The following is a 17,626-nucleotide window of genomic DNA, read 5'->3' on the forward strand; positions in this document are numbered from 1 at the left end:
GGCATGAGCGAGACGCTGCTGACGGTCAAGAACCTCACCAAGCACTTCCCGATCAACAAGGGCATCCTCTTCAGCCGGCAGGTCGGTGCGGTCAAGGCCGTGGACGGCCTGAGCTTCAGCATCAAGAAGGGCGAGACCCTCGGCCTGGTCGGCGAGTCGGGCTGCGGCAAGTCCACCACCGGCCGCCTTCTGCTCCGGTTGATCGAGCCCACCGGTGGCTCGGTGCAGTTCGAGGGCCGCGAGGTCACGAGCCTCAAGCCTTCCGAGCTGCGCGCCCTGCGCCGGGAGATGCAGTTCGTCTTCCAGAACCCCTACGCCTCCTTGGACCCACGCATGACCATCGGCGAGTCGATCGCCGAGCCTCTGCGGGTCCACGGCCTGATGAAGGGCGCCGAGCTCAACAAGCGCGTCAAGGAGCTCCTGGACCGCGTGGGCCTCAACCCCATGTACTCCGAGCGCTACCCGCACGAGTTCTCGGGCGGCCAGCGCCAGCGCATCGGCATCGCCCGAGCACTCGCCATCAACCCCAAGTTCATCATCCTCGACGAGCCGGTCTCGGCCCTCGACGTGTCGGTGCAGGCCCAGGTGCTCAACCTTTTGGACGATCTGCAGGCCGAGTTCGGGCTGACCTACCTCTTCATCGCCCACAACCTCGCGACCGTCGAGCACATCAGCGATCGCGTCGCGGTCATGTACCTGGGCAAGATGGTGGAGCTCGCCAGCGCCGAGGACCTCTACAGCAACCCGAAGCACCCCTACACCCAGGCGCTGCTCTCGGCCGTGCCCATGCCGGACCCCACGGTCCGAAAAGAACGCATCATCCTGCAGGGCGACATCCCGAGCCCGGTCAACCCGCCCTCGGGCTGCCGCTTCCACACCCGCTGCCCCTACGCCACGGACCTCTGCAAGACCTCGGACCCCGCGTTCAACGACGTCGGAGGCGAGCACTTCGTGGCCTGCCACCTGGTCGACCAGCTGCCCCTGGCCAAGGCCAGCGGCCCCATCACCACCACGGTTCCCAAGGCATAAAGACCGATCAAGCCCCGCCCCGTCGCCCCCCGACCGAGGTACCTGGTTTGAAGCATCGCCCCATTGCCCGCATGGCGCTCGCGCTCATCGTCCTGAGCGCGAGCGCCTGCGCCTCCTCCGAGGCCCACGTGGGGCGCCGCAACGCGCCCGACACGGTCGTCATCCGCTCCCAGCAGGAGCCCGACAAGCTCAACAAGTACCTGAGCAACGCGATCGCCGCCGTCGACGTCTGCACCCCCATGACGAACGGCCTGGTCGGCGTGGACGACCGGATGCGGTACTACCCGGACCTCGCCACCGCCCTGCCCACCGTCGAGAACGGCCTGGTCAGGCGCGAGGGCAAGGGGATGGCCGTCACCTACAAGCTGCGGCCGAACGTTCGCTTCCACGACGGCGCGCCCTTCACCTCGCACGACGTGCGCTTCGTCTGGAAGATGCACATGGACCCCAAGGTGCTGGTGACGAGCCGCGAGGGCTACGACAAGATCACCGACGTGGACACCCCCGACCCGCTGACGGCCGTCGTCCACTACAAGGAGCCCTACGCCCCCTACCTGGAGATGTTCGGCACCATCCTGCCCGCGCACCTCCTCGAGAAGAGCCCGGACATCAACCGGGATCCCTTCAACCGCGCCCCCGTCGGCACCGGCCCCTTCAAGTTCAAGGAGTGGGTCGCGGGCGACCACGTGGGCATGGTCGCCAACCCCGACTACTTCGAGGGCGCCCCCAAGCTCAAGAAGCTCTACGTCAAGTTCGTCCCGGACGACAACGCCGCCTTCATCCAGCTGGCCAACGGCGACATCGACGTTTACGCCGACTTCAACCTCGAGCAGGTCAAGGCCGCCAAGAAGCTCGCGCACGTCCGCATCGACAACGTGCCCAGCCTGACCTTCGAGCAGCTCGCCTTCAATCTCGAGAAGCCGGTCTTCAAGGAGCGCGCCGTGCGCGTCGCCCTCGCGCACGCCATCGACAAGGACGAGCTCTCCCGGACCCTCTACAAGGGCATCTGGCCGGTCGCGCACAGCACCGAGCATCCGCTCGCCTGGTCCTTCAACCCCAAGCTCGGCGAGCCCTATCCCTTCGACCCGGCGAAGGCCCGGGAAATCCTGGACGAGGCAGGCTGGAAGCCTGGCCCCGACGGCATCCGGGTCAAGGACGGCCGGCGCCTCGGCTTCACCGTCAACTCGACGGCGGGCCGCAAGCTCCGCGAGCAGGTCGAGCTGGTGCTCGCCGGCTACTTCAAGGCGGTGGGCGTCGAGATGAAGATCCAGAACGTGGAGGGCGGGCTGCTCTTCGCGGGCTACCCCTCGGGCCTGCTCAACGGCGGCAAGTTCGAGGCCGCCCTCTACGCCAACACCACCAGCGTGGACCCCGCCGCCAACATGTCGAGCTGGCACAGCCGGATGATCCCGCCGACCGGGGTCAACAACACCCGCTTCAAGGACGCCGAGCTGGACCGGGTGCTCGAGGAAGGCAACGTCAAGCTGAGCAAGAGCGAGCGCCAGCCCCTCTACTGGCGGATGAGCGAGATCCTCGGGCGCGAGGTGCCGACCATCCCGCTGGCCTACTGGACCGAGATGCACGGGGTGAACCGGCACCTCAAGGGCTTCAAGGGCAACCCCACCAGCAGCCGCTTCGTCTGGAACGTGAAGGACTGGACCATCGAATGACACGCTTCATCCTCCGCCGCATCCTGACCTCCATTCCCCTGCTCATCGGGATCTCGGCCCTTTTGTTCGTGCTGATGCAGAAGGTGCCCGGCGGCCCGATGGCGGTGTACGGGATGAACCCGCACATCACCCCGGCCGACCGCGCGCGCCTGGTCCACGCCATGGGCCTCGATTTGCCCCTGCACGTGCAGTACCTGAAGTGGCTCGGCTCGGCCTTCACCGGGGACCTGGGCAACTCGCTCTTCACCGGCCGGCCGGTGCTCGAGATGATCGCCGAGCGCACCCCCAACACCCTGGTGCTGATGAGCATCTCGACGGTGGTGAGCCTGGCCTTCGGGCTGGCACTCGGCGTGTTCGCCGCCATCAAGCCCTACTCCAAGTTCGACTATGCCGCGACCACCCTGTCGTTCCTCGGCTACTCGCTGCCGACCTTCTGGTTCGGCATCATGCTCATGATGGTGTTCGCGGCAAAATTTCACATGCTGCCGGCGGGCGGCATGCACTCGCTGGGGCAGGAGGGCAGCTGGCTGGACGGCATCGCCTACCTGGTCCTGCCCGTCACGGTGCTCTCCATCGTGAGCGTGGCCTCCTGGAGCCGCTTCATGCGCTCCTCGATGCTCGAGGTGCTCAGGATGGACTACATCCGCACCGCCCGCGCCAAGGGCCTCGCGGAGCGCCTCGTCATCATGCGCCACGCCCTGCGCAACGCCCTCATCCCGGTGGTGACGGTCGTCATGATGGCCATGCCCGGCCTCTTCGGCGGGGCGGTGATGACCGAGACCATCTTCAGCTGGCCCGGTATCGGCAGGCTCTTCTTCGACAGCATGGGCAAGAGCGACTACCCGGTCATGATGGGGATCCTGCTCATCTCGGCGGGGCTCGTGGTCCTCTTCAACCTCCTGGCCGACCTCCTGTACGCCATGGTCGATCCCCGCATCCAGCTCGAGTAGGAGGGCAGCACCTCAGATGCCTACCGTCACGCAGCCCCCCACGACCTCGAAGCCCCAGACCCCGGACGCCCCCCCGCCGGAGCCCCAGTGGCGCTCGGTGGCCCGGCGCTTCGCCAAGCACCGGCTGGCCGTCTCGGGCCTCGCGGTCCTGCTGCTGCTCGCGATCGCGGTCTACGTGGGCCCGCTCGTGAGCCCCTACGCCTTCGACGCCAACGACCTGGCCCACGCGGGCCAGTGGCGGCCGAGTGTCGGCCACTGGCTCGGCACCGACGAGCTGGGGCGCGACGTGCTGACCCGCCTGCTGTACGCCGGCCGCATCTCCATGACCGTGGGGATCCTCGTCGCGCTGATCGGGGTGGTGATCGGCACGCTGGTGGGCGCCTTCGCCGGCTACTTCGGCTCCTGGGCGGACGCCGTCGCCATGCGCCTGGTCGACGTGATCCAGAGCGTGCCGCTCCTGATGCTCCTGATGGTGCTCGTGGCCTTTCTGGGACGCGACCTGAGCGTCATCGTGCCCGTGATCGCCCTGACCTCCTGGACCGGGGTGGCGCGGCTGGTGCGCGCCGAGATCCTCAGCCTCAAGCAGCAGGAGTTCGTCGAGGCCGCCCGGGCCGTGGGGGTCGGGCACATGGGCCTCATCTTCAAGCACCTGATCCCGAACGCGCTGGCTCCGGTGTTCGTGGCGGCCACCCTGGGGGTCGCCGACGCCATCACCCTGGAGTCGGCCCTTTCCTTCCTGGGGGTCGGGATCCAGCCGCCCACCCCCTCGTGGGGGAATCTGCTCACCGACGCCCAGCAGTACCTCATCATGACGCCCTGGCTCGCCTTCTACCCGGGGCTGCTGATCTTCCTGACGGTGGCGAGCATCAACTTCGTCGGGGACGGCCTGCGGGATGCCCTGGATCCCAAGCTCAAGCGATAATCCTCCCCGCCCCACCGGGGGGCGGGGAATCAGGCGTGTTCTGCCAGGCCTTTGTTAAAGATCCATAAAAAATTCGCCCGGACCGTCAAATCTCCGTTTGCTTTCGGGTAAAAGACGAATCGAGCAACCTGCACTCCGGTATATCGGAGAAGAGCCACCATCGATCCCAGCAGGAGGACCCTCGATGAACGTCGACAACCGCCGCAACACCAACCCGCTCAAGCCCCCCACGGGTCCTCTTGCCCGCCCTCCGGTCCCCTCTCACCGGGACCTGCTGCCGTCCGCGCACCAGGCCGCGACCACCCGCGCGACCCGCGATCTGGCCCCCAAGCTCGCCGAGCAGAAGGCCAAGGCCCAGGCCGCCGCTGAGCACGGCGAGGTGAAGGGCGCGGCGGCGGCCGGCCTCACCGAGATGCTGCGCCCGGTCGCCGACAGCCTCGCCGAGTCGGACAACCCCTCCTCCAAGCTGATGGGCGAGGCCCTCCAGCTCGCCATCTCGGGCAAGGACATCAAGGACGTCCACGGCGAGCTCGGCGGGATCGTCGAGAAGTTCAAGAACAAGGACTTCACCCCCGAGCAGATCGAGGACCTGACCAAGGCCGGCAAGATCGGCCGGGTCTTCGACGCGGTCCAGGGCGTGATGGCCGCGACCAAGCTCTTCGACCAGGCCAAGGCGCTGACGAGCGATCCCAAGAAGCTCAAGGACCCCGAGTTCGTCAGCGAACTCATCAGCAACGGGGGAAGCACGGCCAAGGGCTTGCTCGGCGTGCTCGAGCTGGTCAAGAACTCGCCCGTCGCCGGCAAGGTCCCCGGCCTCTTCGGCGCCATCGCCGACGTGTCCGGCCTGGTGGGGGACTTCGGCAAGCTGACCGACGGCAAGGTGGAGGCCAGCGAGGTGCTCGGCACCCTCGCCCACGCCACCAGCCTCACCGCCAACGTCATGACGACGCTCGCGCCCGCCACCGGCGGCACGTCGCTCGCGATCGCAGCCGGCCTCAAGGGCGTCTCGCTCGGCCTGACGGGCGTCCAGATCGTCGTCGACAACTGGGACAAGGTGAAGGACCTCGGATCCAAGGTCGCCGACAAGGCCTCGAATCTCTGGAGCGGGGCCATGAAGGGCCTCGGCCTCAAGTTCGAGGGCCTCAAGGGCGCCCTGATCCCGTCCGGCTCGTTCGGGCCGCAACTCGCACTTTCCTCAGGAGGACTGGCATGAAGCAGATCACCCGCGCGGACCTACTTTCCAGGTTCGCCTCGGTCGTGGAGCCCAAGGAGGCCGAGCGACGCCTGAACGCCGCGGCCCTCCGGCTCGGCGTGATGCCGCAGGGCCCCTTCAGCATGGAGGACCTGACCCGGATCAGCGGCCTGATCCTCTCGGACGGCCTCGAGGAGACCGCGAGCGGCTTCCTGGGAGCAGCCCCCCACCTCCAGGAGATGATGGAAGACGCCTGAGAACGGTTTCGTTAAACGCTTCGAAGCGCCCCCGCAAAAGGGGCGCTTTTTTTTGGGCGTTATTGCGCGACGATCCGGCGTATTGTAGCCATGCATGGCCATGCTGGACGGAGAGGAGGCCCCCGATGGAGGCAGCGCGCATCCGCATGAACGCCGAGGTCAAGTGCGACGGCGAGGACTGCGGGCACATCGACAAGGTGGTGATCGATCCGGCGCACCGCCTGGTGACGCACCTGGTCATCCGGCTCAACGACGGCGAGCGAAAGCTCGTGCCGAGCACGGCCATCGCCGAGGCCCACGAGGACTGGATCCACCTGGGGATGGACTGCCAGGCGATCAAGGCCGCCCCCCCCTTCGCCGAGACCGACTTCTCGCTGCCTTCCTCCGAGTGGGGACCGCCCGAGGGCTACAAGCACGCCGACATCCTCTGGCCGAGCCACTACGCCCGGACCCTGACCGCGGACATCTCGCCGGGACCGCTCCCCATCGAGCACGTCAACGTCCCCCCCGACGAGGAAATCGTCTCCTCGGGGGACCGGGTCTTCTGCACCGACAAGGAGTGCGGCCACGTGGCCGACCTGCTCTTCGATCCCGACACCGAGAAGGCCATGGGCTTCGTGGTGAGGCGCGGCTTCCTCTTCGCCCGCGACGTGGCCATCCCCATGGGCTGGATCGACCGCGTCGAGCAGGACGGCGTCCACCTCAAGATGACCGCCGAGCAGGTCGAGGAGCTGGCCGAATACTTCCCACGTTGAGGCTCCTTTGGGGTATAACCGGATCAGTCCCTGTCGCCTGATCGTGAGGAGGGCTTCGTCCATGGCCACGACCGCACGCACCGCAACGCCCGTCACCGCCTCGCGCGGGACCGCCCCCTTGGTCCTGCAAGTCACGCCGCAAGAGCCTGCCGAGCCCTCGGCCGAGATCGAGCTGCAGCCCCTCTTCTACCGGGGCGTCACCTACATGATGCCGGCGAGCGTGGTGCGCGCGCCGCTGCCGACCTTCACCTTCCGGCACCTGGACAAGGTGGGCGCCTTCGCCCTGGAAGGCAACCGCGCCAAGGTCCTCACCAGCCTGCGGCGCGCCGTCTCGAGCGCCAGCGACGCCCCCAGCCTGATCAAGATCGCGGCCGTCGCCCACAGCGAGGGCTGCCCCGATGAGGCCCGCTCCGCCCTCGCCAAGGCCCTCAAGGTCTCGGCTCGCCATCCCGACATGCAGGCCCTGGTGCACGCTGGCGCCAAGGCCCTCGGCTACGAGGTCTCCTAGCACCCTCATGATTTCCGGCAACCGCATCCGCCTGCGCGCCCTGGAGCGCGACGACCTGGACTCCCTCTTCGCCTGGTGGAACGACCCCCGGCTCTGGACGCTCATCGGCTCGCCGTCGCGCATCTCGAGCAGCGAGGAGCTCGAGGCCTGGTTCGAGGGCGAGCTCGACAAGACCAGCCCCCAGGAGGGACGCACCTTCGCCATCGACGACGAGAAGGATCGCCTGATCGGGACGGCCTGGTACGGTACCTACGAGGCGGCCGATCGCCAGGCCACGGTGGGCCTGTACCTGGGAGAGAGCGAGAACCGGGGCAAGGGCTACGGCACCGACGCCCTCGGCACGCTCTGCGGCTACCTCTTCGACGAGCTGGGGCTCCACAAGGCCCGGCTCTACGTGGAGCGCGAGAACCTTCAGGCGATCGCCGTCTACCGCAAGCTGGGCTTCGTCGAGGAGGGGCGGCTGCGCGAGCATCGCTTCTACGGCGGCAGCTTCCACGACTTCCTGGTCATGGGCCTCCTGAGCCGCGAGTTCGCCCGCCGATAAGGGGGAATCGAGACGCGCCTTTTGCTATCATGGGCGCATGACCACTCACGCGCCCGTCGGGCTCTACGTCCACATCCCCTTCTGCGTCAAGAAGTGCCACTACTGCGACTTCGCCTGCTACGCCGGGCAGGAGCGGCACGTCGAGGCGTACCTGGACGCCATCGAGGCCGAGATCAAGGCCTACCCGCGCGGCCTCCCCATCCAGACCATCTACCTGGGCGGCGGGACGCCGTCGATCCTCGGCGCCGGCCAGCTCTCGCGCCTGACCCGCGCCATCGAAGGGCACTTCGACGCGAGCGCGTGCCTGGAGCGCACCATGGAGGTCAACCCCGGCACCGGCGGGGCCGAGCTCTGGAATGCCGCTCGAGCGCTCGGCTTCACGCGCCTGAGCCTGGGGGTCCAGAGCTTCGACGATCGCCTGCTCGGAGCCATCGGGCGCGACCACGCGGTCGCGGACGTCCACCGGACCTACGGCGCCATCCGGGAAGCCGGCATCGACAACGTCAGCCTGGACCTCATCTACGCGCTGCCGGGCCAGACCATGCCCGACTGGGAAGCCACCCTCGACGAGGCCTTCAAGCTCGCACCCGCGCACTTCTCGGTCTACGGCCTCATCCTGGAGGAGCGCACGGTCTTCGGGGCCTGGCACCGGCAGGGCAAGCTGAGCCTCTCGCCCGAGGACCTGGAGGTCGCCATGGGCGATAGGCTCGCCGAGCGCATGGAGGCCGAGGGGTACGGGCGCTACGAGATCTCGAGCTGGGCGAAGCCTGGTTTCGAGGCCGTCCACAACCGCCTCTATTGGATCAACTCGCCCTACATCGGGCTGGGGACCGGCGCCCACTCGTACTGGCAGGGACGCCGCTTCGAGAACCCGCGCGGGATCGTGGAGTTCATCCGCAAGCCCGTGCCCACCTGGCCCGAGGCGCCGGTGCTCGATCGGCGCAGCGAGCAGGAGGAGTCGGTCTTCCTGGGGCTGCGCATGACCCGCGAGGGGCTTGACAAGGCGCGCTACGCCGCACGCTTCGGCGAGGAGGCGACCGAGAGCTTCCCCGGGGTACTCGAGGGCCTGGTCGAAGCCGGCCTGGTCGAGGACGCGGGCGATCGCTACCGCCTCACCCCGCGCGGAATCTGGCTGTCCAACGAGGTCTTCGCGGCGTTTCTCGCTTGATTCCCCGCCCCACCGGGGGGCGGGGAGGATTCGGGCTGGCGTACTGCTCAGGCACAACCTGATTCACTCACTTCGCGCGCCGGGAAATCGGGGCGCGGACCGCGCGATCGAGGCTCATCGTCTCGCCCTCGAGGCGGCGCAGGCGATCGGGCGCCTTGAGGAGCGAGGTGTCCATGAGCTCGCGGACCTCGTCGAGGCCGGCGAGGATCGCGTCCATGCGCCGGATCTCACGCTCGTCCATGGTCGCCATCCGAGCGTAGGTGAGCTGGTCGGCGGCGTCCGCGAGGCTCTGCCGGGTCGTCGCGTAGTAGGGCGAGACGACGTCCGTCCCGCCGCGCACGGCCGTCAGGCTCTTCTCGGCGACGCGCAGGTGGTCGAGCGCCAGCCGCAGGCGCGCCGAGACGAGGTAGGGCGAGATCTGGGCCGAGCCGTAGGCGGCCCGAGCGCCGGGGGCGCAGAGCACGAGCATGCCGCCTGCGAGCAACGCGATCGCCAGCCGCCTCATGGGCTACGCCTTCCCGAAGCGCTGGAGCAGCTCCTGCCAGGCGGCTATCTCGGCCTGGAGGTAGGCGGCAAAGTGCGGGTCATCCTGATCGGCCGCCGTGAGGCTGGCCTGGCACTGCGCGATGTAGCGCTTGGCCCAGCCCACGTTCTCGCCGTCGAGGTAGTCGCACTCGATCGGCTCGAAAAGGGTCTCCACGCTGGGGTTGGCAAGTTCGACGGCCATGTCACGCATCCTCCCGCTCGCTCGTCCTTCCATGATACCTCGCCTGCCACTTTCTTGCAGGGCACCGATCACCAAATCCCGCATCCTGCCGTGCATGCGAGGAAGCGTTCAACGGCGTGCCGTGGTATAATCTCGCGTCACGCGAAAGATGCTGGCAATCGGCCCGGCGAGCGCGCCGGGAGATTGGAACGAACGCCATGAACCACCCCATCCCTTACGCGCACTCTCTCCCCGTGCTGGTGATCGGAAGCGGCATCAGCGGCCTGTGGACCTCCCTGGAGCTGGTCGAGCAGGGTCAGCGCGTGGTGCTCGTCACCAAGCAGAACCTGATGGACTCCAACACCCGCTACGCCCAGGGCGGCATCGCCGCGGCGATAGCGGGCGACGACGCCCCCACCCTGCACTTCAACGACACCCTCGAGGCGGGGGCCGGCCTCTGCGACGAGGAACCGGTGCGCGTCCTGACCAACGAAGGGCCCGCCCAGCTCAGCGCCCTGATCGAGGCGGGGGTCCGCTTCGACCGCGAGCCTGACGGCACGCTCGCCACCACCCTCGAGGCCGCCCACTCGCGCCGCCGGGTCGTGCACGCCCTGGGCGACGCCACCGGCTACGAGATCGAGCGCGCGCTGGTCGAGCGCGTCCGCCGGACGCCTTCCATCGACATCCTGGAGCACGCCTTCGCCCTCGAGCTGGTCGTGCAGGACGGCCGCTGCCGCGGGGCGGTGGTGCTCGACGCCGACAAGCAGGTCCGCTACCTGGCCGCGCGCGCCGTGGTGCTCGCCGCGGGCGGGGTCGGCCGCGCATGGAGCCACACGACCAACCCCGCCACCGCCACCGGCGACGGCATCGCCCTGGCCTATCGCGCCGGCGCCGAGATCTCCGATATGGAGTTCATGCAGTTCCACCCGACGGCCCTGGTGGTGCCGGGCGGCGACTCGTTTTTGGTCTCCGAGGCCGTGCGCGGCGAGGGCGCCATCCTCCGCAACGCGTCGAACGAGGCCTTCATGGTGCGGTACCACCCCAAGAAGGAGCTCGCCCCGCGCGACGTGGTGGCCCGCGCCATCGCCGCCGAGATGGAGAAGGACGCGTCGGACCACGTCTGGCTCGACCTGCGCCACATGAGCCCCGAGCTGATCGAGAGCCGGTTCCCGACCATCATGGCCTACTGCCGCCAGCACGGCATCAACCCGCCCGCCGACATGCTGCCGGTGGCCCCCGCCGCCCACTACTTCATCGGCGGGGCCCGCACCGACCTGTCGGGCCGGACCTCGGTGAGCGGCCTCTACGCCGTCGGCGAGGCCGCGAGCACGGGCGTCCACGGCGCCAACCGCCTGGCGAGCAACTCGCTTCTGGAGGCGGTGGTCTTCGGCCGCCGCGCCGCCGAGGCGATCGCCAAGGAGGGCCCGTCCGACGTCCGCCCCATCGGCGAGACGGTCGCCCACTACCCGGCCCCCGAGGCGCCCGCCATCGACGTGGAGGGGCTGCGCGCGGCCTTCCAGGCCGAGATGTGGCAGGATGCCGGCCTGTTGCGCACCGGATCAGGCCTCGAGCGCGCCCTCGCTCGCATCCGGGCCTGGCGGGTCGAGGTCGAGGAGGCCGCGCTCACCTCGACCGATCGCTCCCTCCACGAGCTGCGCAACCTGCTGCAGGTCGGCGAGCTGGTGGCAGCCGCCGCCCTGTGGCGCGAGGAGAGCCGGGGCACCCACTTCCGCACCGATTTTGCCGCAAAGGACGATTCCCGTTGGCTGAAGCACTTCACGCAATCCCTGCAGGTCCTGGAGGCTCCCTCCACCCGCTGATCCTCGACCCCATCCTCGACGCCGCCCTGCGCGAGGACTGGGGCTGGGGCGACCTCAGCACCCAGAGCGTCGTGAGCCCGGGCGAGCGCGCCCGGGCCGACTTCCTGTACAAGGCCCCGGGCGTGGTCTGCGGCCTCGAGGTGATCCGGCGCCTGTGGCAGCGGGTCGATCCCGGCCTGCAGTTCACCGCCAAGGCCCAGGAGGGCGAACAGGTCGAGAAGGGCACCGTCGCCGCCGTGGTCGAGGGGGACGCCCGCTCCATCCTGATGGGCGAGCGGGTCGCCCTGAACCTCATGCAGCGCATGAGCGCGATCGCCACCATGGCCTCGACCTACGTGGCGGCGGTCGAGGGCACCCGGGCCCAGATCCTCGACACCCGCAAGACCACCCCCGGCCTGCGCGTGCTCGAGAAGTACGCGGTGCGCGCGGGCGGCGCCCGCAACCACCGCTTCGGCCTCGCCGACGCCATCATGATCAAGGACAACCACATCGAGATGGCGGGCTCCATCGCCGAGGCGGTGCGCCGCGCCCGCCAAGGCAGCGCGTCGACCACCATGGTCGAGGTCGAGACCGAGTCGCTCGAGATGGTCCAGGAGGCCCTCGCCGCCGGCGCCGACATCATCATGCTCGACAACATGGCCCCCCGGGTCATGACCGAGGCCGTCGCCCTCGTCGCAGGCCGCGCCAAGGTGGAGGCCTCGGGCGGGATCTCGCTCGAGACGGTCCGCCGCGTGGCCGAGACCGGGGTCGACTACATCTCGGTCGGCGCCCTGACCCACAGCGCGGGCAGCCTGGACATCTCGCTGGACATCCACCGCCTGGGCTAAGCCTCCCTTCCTTCTAGTGCCGCCCTCGGCCCGATGGTAGACTGGCCACGATGCCGCAAGCCGGGCCGGAGGGAGGCGCCGTGAGGTCGCAGTTCTGCTCGAAACTGAGCCGCCTGAGCGCCCTGGTCCGGCAACGCGCCGCCCTCCACGCCAACTGCCGCACCGGGGCGACGGATCCGAACGGCGCCGTCCCCATCGAGCAGCAGCTCAGGGTCCTCGAGCAGCTGCGGCGCAACCTGCTCTCCAACGTGGCCCACGAGCTGCGCACGCCCCTCTCGGGGATCCTCGGCTACGGGGAGCTGCTCGAGGAGGAGCTGGAGGAGCGCCTGAACGACGAGCAGCGCAGCTTCATGCGCCAGATCCTGAGCGAGGGCTACCACCTGCGGGATCTGATCAACACCATGCTCGACATGAGCCAGCTGGCGACCGGCACCATGGAGCTCGATCGCCAGCCGCTCTCCCTCGAGCTCCTGGCACAGCAGGCGTGCGAGCAATACCGAAAGCTCGCCTCTCCCAAGGAGATCGTCCTCACCTGCCTGATCGAGGACAACCTCCCCTTCGTGTACGCCGACCCCTCGCGAGCCTTCCAGGTCCTGGGGCACCTGCTGACCAACGCCCTCAAGTTCACCCCCGCGGGCGGCACCGTCGCGCTGAGGGCCCGGCTCGAGCCGAGCGACGGCCGAGCGATGGTCAGGGTCGAGGTGACGGACTCGGGAATCGGGATCAGCCCGGAAAAGCTCCCCATGCTCTTCAGCAGCTTCTTCCAGGCCGATCCCAGCGCCACCCGGACGTTCGGGGGCCTGGGCCTCGGACTTTCGCTCTCCAAGAACCTGATCGAGCTGCAAGGGGGCCACATCTGGGCGAACAGCACCCCGGGCGAGGGCAGCACCTTCGGCTTCACCCTCCCGGTCTGGCGGGAGTCGGACGAGGTGCTAGAATAAGGCGGTGAACGAAAAGGTCAACGCCCGTCGAACGCGCCTCGTCGCCCTGATCCTGGGCCTTTTCGTGGCCCTCTCGGGCTGCGCGACGGCCCCACGAACAAACAAGCGCTCGGAAGAGCCGCGCTACGGCGGCGTCCTGATCTACGCCAAGGGCAAGGACGCCACCCGGCTCGACCCGGCGGACATCAACGAGGCCGAGAGCGCGACCGTCACCGAGAACATCTTCAACGGCCTGGTGCGCTTCAAGAAGGACTCGACGGCCATCGAGCCGGCGCTCGCCACGCGCTGGGACGTCTCGGAGGGCGGCAAGACCTACACCTTCTACCTGAGAGAGGGCGTGCGCTTCCACGACGGCACCCCCTTCGACGCCCGTGCGGTCAAGCTCTCCTTCGACCGTCAGGCCCACCCCCGGCCGGGCCAGGTCTTCGAGTACTGGGCCAACTTCTTCGCGCCCACCGTCCGGGACGTGACGGTGCTCGGGCCCCTTGCGGTGCGCATCCGGCTCAAGGCCCCCGACGCCACCTTCCTCAGCAACCTCGCGATCGCCTCGATGGCCATCCTCTCGCCCGCGGCCCTCGCGAAGTGGGGGGTGGACGTGGCGCGCCACCCGGTGGGCACCGGGGCGTTCCGGTTCGTGAAGTGGGTGCCGGGCGAGCGCCTGGTGCTCGAGGCCAACCCCGACTACTGGGACGGCCGCCCCTACCTGGACAAGCTCATCTTCAAGCCGGTGAGCGAGAACGCGGTGCGGCTCCTCGAGCTCGAGGTCGGCGAGGTCCACGGCATGGACGGGATCAACCCCGACGACGTGGAGCGGATCGAGGCCAACCCCGAGCTGGTGTTCCACTCCCAGGCCGGCCTCAACGTGGGTTACCTGGCCCTGAACAACCTCAAGCCCCCCTTCCACGACGCGCGGGTGCGCCGGGCCGTCGCCATGGCCATCGACAAGCCGAGCCTGGTCAGGGCCTTCTTCGCGAACGGCAAGCTGGGCGAGGGGGCGGTGGTGCCCATGCCCCCGACCGTCTGGGGCTACAACCGACGCCTTTCGGATCTGCCCCACGACCCCGCGGCGGCGAGGCGCCTCCTGGCCGAGGCCGGCTACCCGCACGGCTTCGACATGGAGCTGTGGAGCCTGCCGGTGGTGAGGCCCTACATGCCCCAGGGCCAGCGCACGGCCGAGGCCATCCAGGAGAGCCTCGCCCAGGTCGGCATCCGCGCGAGGATCACGACCTACGAGTGGGGCACCTACCTGGACAAGGTGGGCAAGGGCGACCACCAGGCAGCTCTCATCGGGTGGGTGGGCGACTTCGCCGACCCCGACAACTTCCTCTACACCCTGCTCGACGCGGCCAACGCCCGGCCCGGGGGGAGCGCGACCAACTACTCGTTCTACCGGGGCGAGGCGGTCCACAAGCTCCTGACCCGGGCCCGCACCACCCTGGATCCGCTCGCTCGCGCTCGCCTCTACGAAAAGGCCCAGGCCCTCATCCAGCACGACATGCCCATGGTGCCGCTCTTCCACGCCAAGCAGCTCGCCGCGTTCCGCACCGACATCAGGGGCTTCTCGCTCCACCCCACCGGCACGAAGTACTTCGAGCGGGTGTGGCTTGCCGACTAGCCAGGAGGCCCCATGGTCCAGACACTGCTACGCCGATTGTTGCTCCTCGTGCCCATCCTGTTCGGGGTGACGCTCGTGGTGTTCGTCGCCGTGCGCCTGGTGCCGGGCGATCCGGCTCAGGTCATGCTCGGCGAGCGCGCCCGGCCCGAGACGATCGCCAAGCTCCGCACCGAGCTAGGGCTCGACCGGCCGCCGATCCTCCAGTTCGGCGCCTACGTCGCGCGCGTCGCCCGGGGGGACCTGGGCCGCTCGATCACCACGGGCGACGCGGTGAGCAGCGAGATCGCGCGCCGTTTCCCAGCGACGGTGGAGCTAGCGGTGGCATCGCTTGCGATCGCGCTGCTGGTCGGGGTGCCGGCGGGGATCCTGGCCGCGAGGCGCAAGGGCTCGTGGGTGGACGTGCTCGCCACCTCGGGGGCGCTGGTGGGAACCTCCATGCCCATCTTCTGGCTGGGGCTCGTCCTGATGCTGGTCTTCTCGGCCTTCCTGCGCCTGACGCCCCTCTCGGGCCGGCTGGATCTGGCCCTCGATGTCCAGGCCGTCACGGGCTTCTACCTGATCGACAGCCTGATCGCGCGCGACCCGGGAGCCTTCGCCTCGAGCGCGCGGCACCTGGTCCTGCCCGCCCTGACGCTCGCGACGGTGCCCATGGCCGTCATCGCCCGCATGACGCGCGCGGCCATGCTGGAGGTGCTGGGCGCCGACTACGTGCGCGCCGCGCGCGCCAAGGGGCTCGCAGAGCACGCGGTCGTCTGGCGCCACGCGCTTCGCAACGCCCTGGTCCCCATCGTGACGGTTGCGGGCCTGCAGCTGGGCACCCTGCTCTCGGGCGCGGTCCTGACCGAGACCATCTTCTCGTGGCCGGGCATCGGGTCGCTCGCGATGGGGGCGGTCTTCTCCCGGGACTTCCCGCTCCTGCAGGGGTGCGTGCTGGTGTTCGCGGCCTCCTTCGTGCTGGTCAACCTCGCCACCGACCTGCTCTATCCCATGATCGACCCGAGGCTGCGCTAGAATGGCGCTCACCCGCATGATCGCCCTCTTCTTCCGGCGCTTCGTCCGCAACCGATCGGCCCTGGCCGGCGGGACGATCGTGCTGGTCTTCATCGCCGTCGCGCTCCTGGCGCCGTGGCTGTCCCCCCACGACCCTCTGGCCCAGGACCTGGCCCAGCGGCTGAAGCCTCCCTCGACGACCCACTGGCTCGGCACCGACGACCTGGGGCGGGACCTGCTGTCGCGCCTGCTGGCCGGGGCGGGCTTCTCCCTGCAGGTGGGGCTCTTGTCGGTGGCGATCGCCCTCGGGCTCGGCGTGCCCATCGGGCTCGTCGCGGGCTACGCCGGCAAGTGGCTGGACGAGGCCCTCATGCGCCTGATGGACATGCTCATGGCCTTCCCCGGGATCCTGCTTGCGATCCTCATCGTGGCGGTGCTGGGGCCGAGCCTCACCAACGCCATGCTCGCCATCGGGCTGGTCAACGTGCCCACCTACGCGCGCCTGGTGCGCGCCGCGACCCTCGGAATCAAGGGCCAGGAGTACGTCGAGGCCGCGCGCGGCGCGGGCGCCTCCGACGCCTTCATCCTGCGGCGGCACGTGCTGCCCAACTGCATGACCCCCATCCTGGTGCAGGCCACCCTCGGGATCGCAGGCGCCATCCTCGAGACGGCGGGCCTCTCGTTTCTGGGACTTGGCGCACAGCCGCCCCAGCCCGAGTGGGGTACCATGCTCAACCAGGCCCGCGCCTTCATCCGCTCGGCCCCCTGGACCGTCGCCTTCCCCGGGCTCGCCATCATGGCGGTGGTGCTCGGCTTCAACCTCCTGGGGGACGGGCTGCGGGACCTTCTGGATCCCAGGACCCGGAAGGCGTGAGCTTGAAGTGAAGGGGGCTTTCGAGGTATAGATCCGGTGGGGCCTTCAGATCGGCTGGGGCCTGCCGAGATCATGAAGCAGCTTTCGCCTTTTTGGGGAATCCGATGCGCGTCCGCAGGACTCTAACCAATCCCGTCGTCGCCGCCACGCTGCTGGCGGGTCTCGTGCTGCCCACTGCCGCCGAGGCGAGCGTCGGCGCACATCACCCCGAGGCTCCTGCGGGCTCCGGGTCGGTGCCGTCCTCGGTCCTTGCGCCCGAGCCCGCGCCCGCGGTCGTCGTCCCGGCCAAGCCCGTCCGGCTCGTCTTCGAGTCGCAGGCGCAGCGCTACCGGGTCAAGGACGGCGACTGCCTCTGGACCATCTCGCGCATGCTCCTCGGCAAGGGGCGCAAGTGGCGCTCGATCTACGCGGCCAACCAGGGCATCATCCAGGACCCCGACCTGATCTATCCGGGGCAGCTGCTGCTCATCCCGGGGGGCCCTCACGCGCGCACGAGCGCCCCCGAGCGCCGGCACGCCTCGAAGGGCTCCAGGCACTCCCTTCGTACCGCCGAGCGCACGAGCCCCCACGCCCCCGTTGACCACGCGCCCACCCGCGCGGTGGTGTCGCGCAAGGCGGACGGCGGCTTCGACGTCGCGCTGCGAAGCGCCGATCGGCGCGAGGCCCCGCGCATGGCCAGGCCACCGGCACGCCAGGTGGTCGCCAAGCCCCCCGTCAAGCCGCTCCAGCCCGGGGTGGTCGGCGACCGGTTCCAGGGCCACCGCCGCGTCGACGGTCACTTCTACCACATCTCGCAGGGCAGGCTCGTCTGGGCCGACGACCGGACGCCCGTTCGCGGCGACTGGAGCAAGCGCCTGG

The 17,626-nt window shown here is 69.2% G+C and carries 19 protein-coding genes; 17 read left to right on the plus strand and 2 right to left on the minus strand.

The features are described from left to right. Positions 1–3 precede the first annotated feature (3 nt). The 10 genes from V6D00_06665 to hemW all read left to right on the plus strand — a co-directional run bounded on the left by V6D00_06665 (position 4) and on the right by hemW (position 8,995). A complete protein-coding gene (locus tag V6D00_06665) occupies positions 4–1,029 on the plus strand; it encodes a dipeptide ABC transporter ATP-binding protein (GenBank protein ID HEY9898847.1) in 1,026 nt (341 codons plus the stop codon). Between the two features lie 71 nt (positions 1,030–1,100). After that, entirely contained in the window at positions 1,101–2,699 is a 1,599-nt protein-coding gene (locus tag V6D00_06670) for a peptide ABC transporter substrate-binding protein (protein ID HEY9898848.1), read from the plus strand. Continuing rightward, the gene (locus tag V6D00_06675; GenBank protein ID HEY9898849.1) at positions 2,696–3,649 is read left to right on the plus strand and encodes an ABC transporter permease; all 954 of its coding nucleotides are present in this window, start codon (positions 2,696–2,698) and stop codon (positions 3,647–3,649) included. Before V6D00_06670 ends, V6D00_06675 begins: the two co-directional genes overlap by 4 nt. A gap of 16 nt (positions 3,650–3,665) precedes the next feature. Further along, positions 3,666–4,571 (plus strand): ABC transporter permease, encoded by a 906-nt coding sequence (locus V6D00_06680; GenBank protein ID HEY9898850.1) that lies wholly within the window; start codon positions 3,666–3,668, stop codon positions 4,569–4,571. Between the two features lie 184 nt (positions 4,572–4,755). Continuing rightward, positions 4,756–5,784, plus strand: coding sequence for a hypothetical protein (locus V6D00_06685; protein ID HEY9898851.1), 1,029 nt, complete (start codon positions 4,756–4,758; stop codon positions 5,782–5,784). Further along, complete coding sequence (locus V6D00_06690) at positions 5,781–6,020, plus strand: hypothetical protein (protein ID HEY9898852.1); 240 nt, start codon at positions 5,781–5,783, stop codon at positions 6,018–6,020. The genes V6D00_06685 and V6D00_06690 overlap by 4 nt, the downstream gene beginning before the upstream one ends. A 125-nt stretch (positions 6,021–6,145) precedes the next feature. Further along, the gene (locus V6D00_06695; GenBank protein ID HEY9898853.1) at positions 6,146–6,775 is read left to right on the plus strand and encodes a PRC-barrel domain-containing protein; all 630 of its coding nucleotides are present in this window, start codon (positions 6,146–6,148) and stop codon (positions 6,773–6,775) included. Between the two features lie 61 nt (positions 6,776–6,836). Beyond that, positions 6,837–7,283 carry a hypothetical protein gene (locus V6D00_06700; protein ID HEY9898854.1) on the plus strand — a complete coding sequence of 149 codons (447 nt, stop codon included), beginning with the start codon at positions 6,837–6,839 and terminating at the stop codon, positions 7,281–7,283. 7 nt (positions 7,284–7,290) lie between these two features. Continuing rightward, positions 7,291–7,827, plus strand: coding sequence for a GNAT family protein (locus V6D00_06705; protein ID HEY9898855.1), 537 nt, complete (start codon positions 7,291–7,293; stop codon positions 7,825–7,827). A gap of 37 nt (positions 7,828–7,864) precedes the next feature. Beyond that, positions 7,865–8,995 carry a radical SAM family heme chaperone HemW gene (gene hemW, locus V6D00_06710; protein HEY9898856.1) on the plus strand — a complete coding sequence of 377 codons (1,131 nt, stop codon included), beginning with the start codon at positions 7,865–7,867 and terminating at the stop codon, positions 8,993–8,995. 67 nt (positions 8,996–9,062) lie between these two features. Here the strand turns inward: hemW and V6D00_06715 are convergent, their stop codons facing one another. Continuing rightward, positions 9,063–9,500: a hypothetical protein gene (locus tag V6D00_06715; protein HEY9898857.1), complete on the minus strand. Its 438-nt coding sequence runs from the start codon at positions 9,498–9,500 to the stop codon at positions 9,063–9,065. 3 nt (positions 9,501–9,503) lie between these two features. Then, positions 9,504–9,722 carry a hypothetical protein gene (locus tag V6D00_06720; GenBank protein ID HEY9898858.1) on the minus strand — a complete coding sequence of 73 codons (219 nt, stop codon included), beginning with the start codon at positions 9,720–9,722 and terminating at the stop codon, positions 9,504–9,506. A gap of 197 nt (positions 9,723–9,919) precedes the next feature. On the opposite strand from V6D00_06720, the gene nadB reads away from it, so the two are divergent. From nadB to V6D00_06755, 7 genes are all read left to right on the plus strand, one after another. Beyond that, positions 9,920–11,521 (plus strand): L-aspartate oxidase, encoded by a 1,602-nt coding sequence (nadB, locus tag V6D00_06725; protein HEY9898859.1) that lies wholly within the window; start codon positions 9,920–9,922, stop codon positions 11,519–11,521. Then, a complete protein-coding gene (gene nadC / locus V6D00_06730) occupies positions 11,464–12,348 on the plus strand; it encodes a carboxylating nicotinate-nucleotide diphosphorylase (GenBank protein HEY9898860.1) in 885 nt (294 codons plus the stop codon). Before nadB ends, nadC begins: the two co-directional genes overlap by 58 nt. An 80-nt stretch (positions 12,349–12,428) precedes the next feature. Then, complete coding sequence (locus tag V6D00_06735) at positions 12,429–13,289, plus strand: HAMP domain-containing sensor histidine kinase (GenBank protein HEY9898861.1); 861 nt, start codon at positions 12,429–12,431, stop codon at positions 13,287–13,289. Positions 13,290–13,293: 4 nt separating this feature from the next. Continuing rightward, positions 13,294–14,904, plus strand: a complete 1,611-nt coding sequence (locus V6D00_06740; GenBank protein HEY9898862.1) for an ABC transporter substrate-binding protein — start codon at positions 13,294–13,296, stop codon at positions 14,902–14,904. A gap of 12 nt (positions 14,905–14,916) precedes the next feature. Then, on the plus strand, positions 14,917–15,915 hold the full coding sequence (locus V6D00_06745; protein ID HEY9898863.1) for an ABC transporter permease: 999 nt from the start codon (positions 14,917–14,919) through the stop codon (positions 15,913–15,915). A 1-nt stretch (position 15,916) separates the two neighbouring features. Continuing rightward, entirely contained in the window at positions 15,917–16,768 is an 852-nt protein-coding gene (gene nikC / locus V6D00_06750) for a nickel transporter permease (protein HEY9898864.1), read from the plus strand. A 104-nt stretch (positions 16,769–16,872) separates the two neighbouring features. Continuing rightward, positions 16,873–17,626 (plus strand): LysM peptidoglycan-binding domain-containing protein (locus V6D00_06755; protein ID HEY9898865.1); only part of this gene is annotated, 754 nt, incomplete at its 3' end.

The organism is Pantanalinema sp. (assembly GCA_036704125.1).
Taxonomy (GTDB): domain Bacteria; phylum Cyanobacteriota; class Sericytochromatia; order S15B-MN24; family UBA4093; genus JAGIBK01.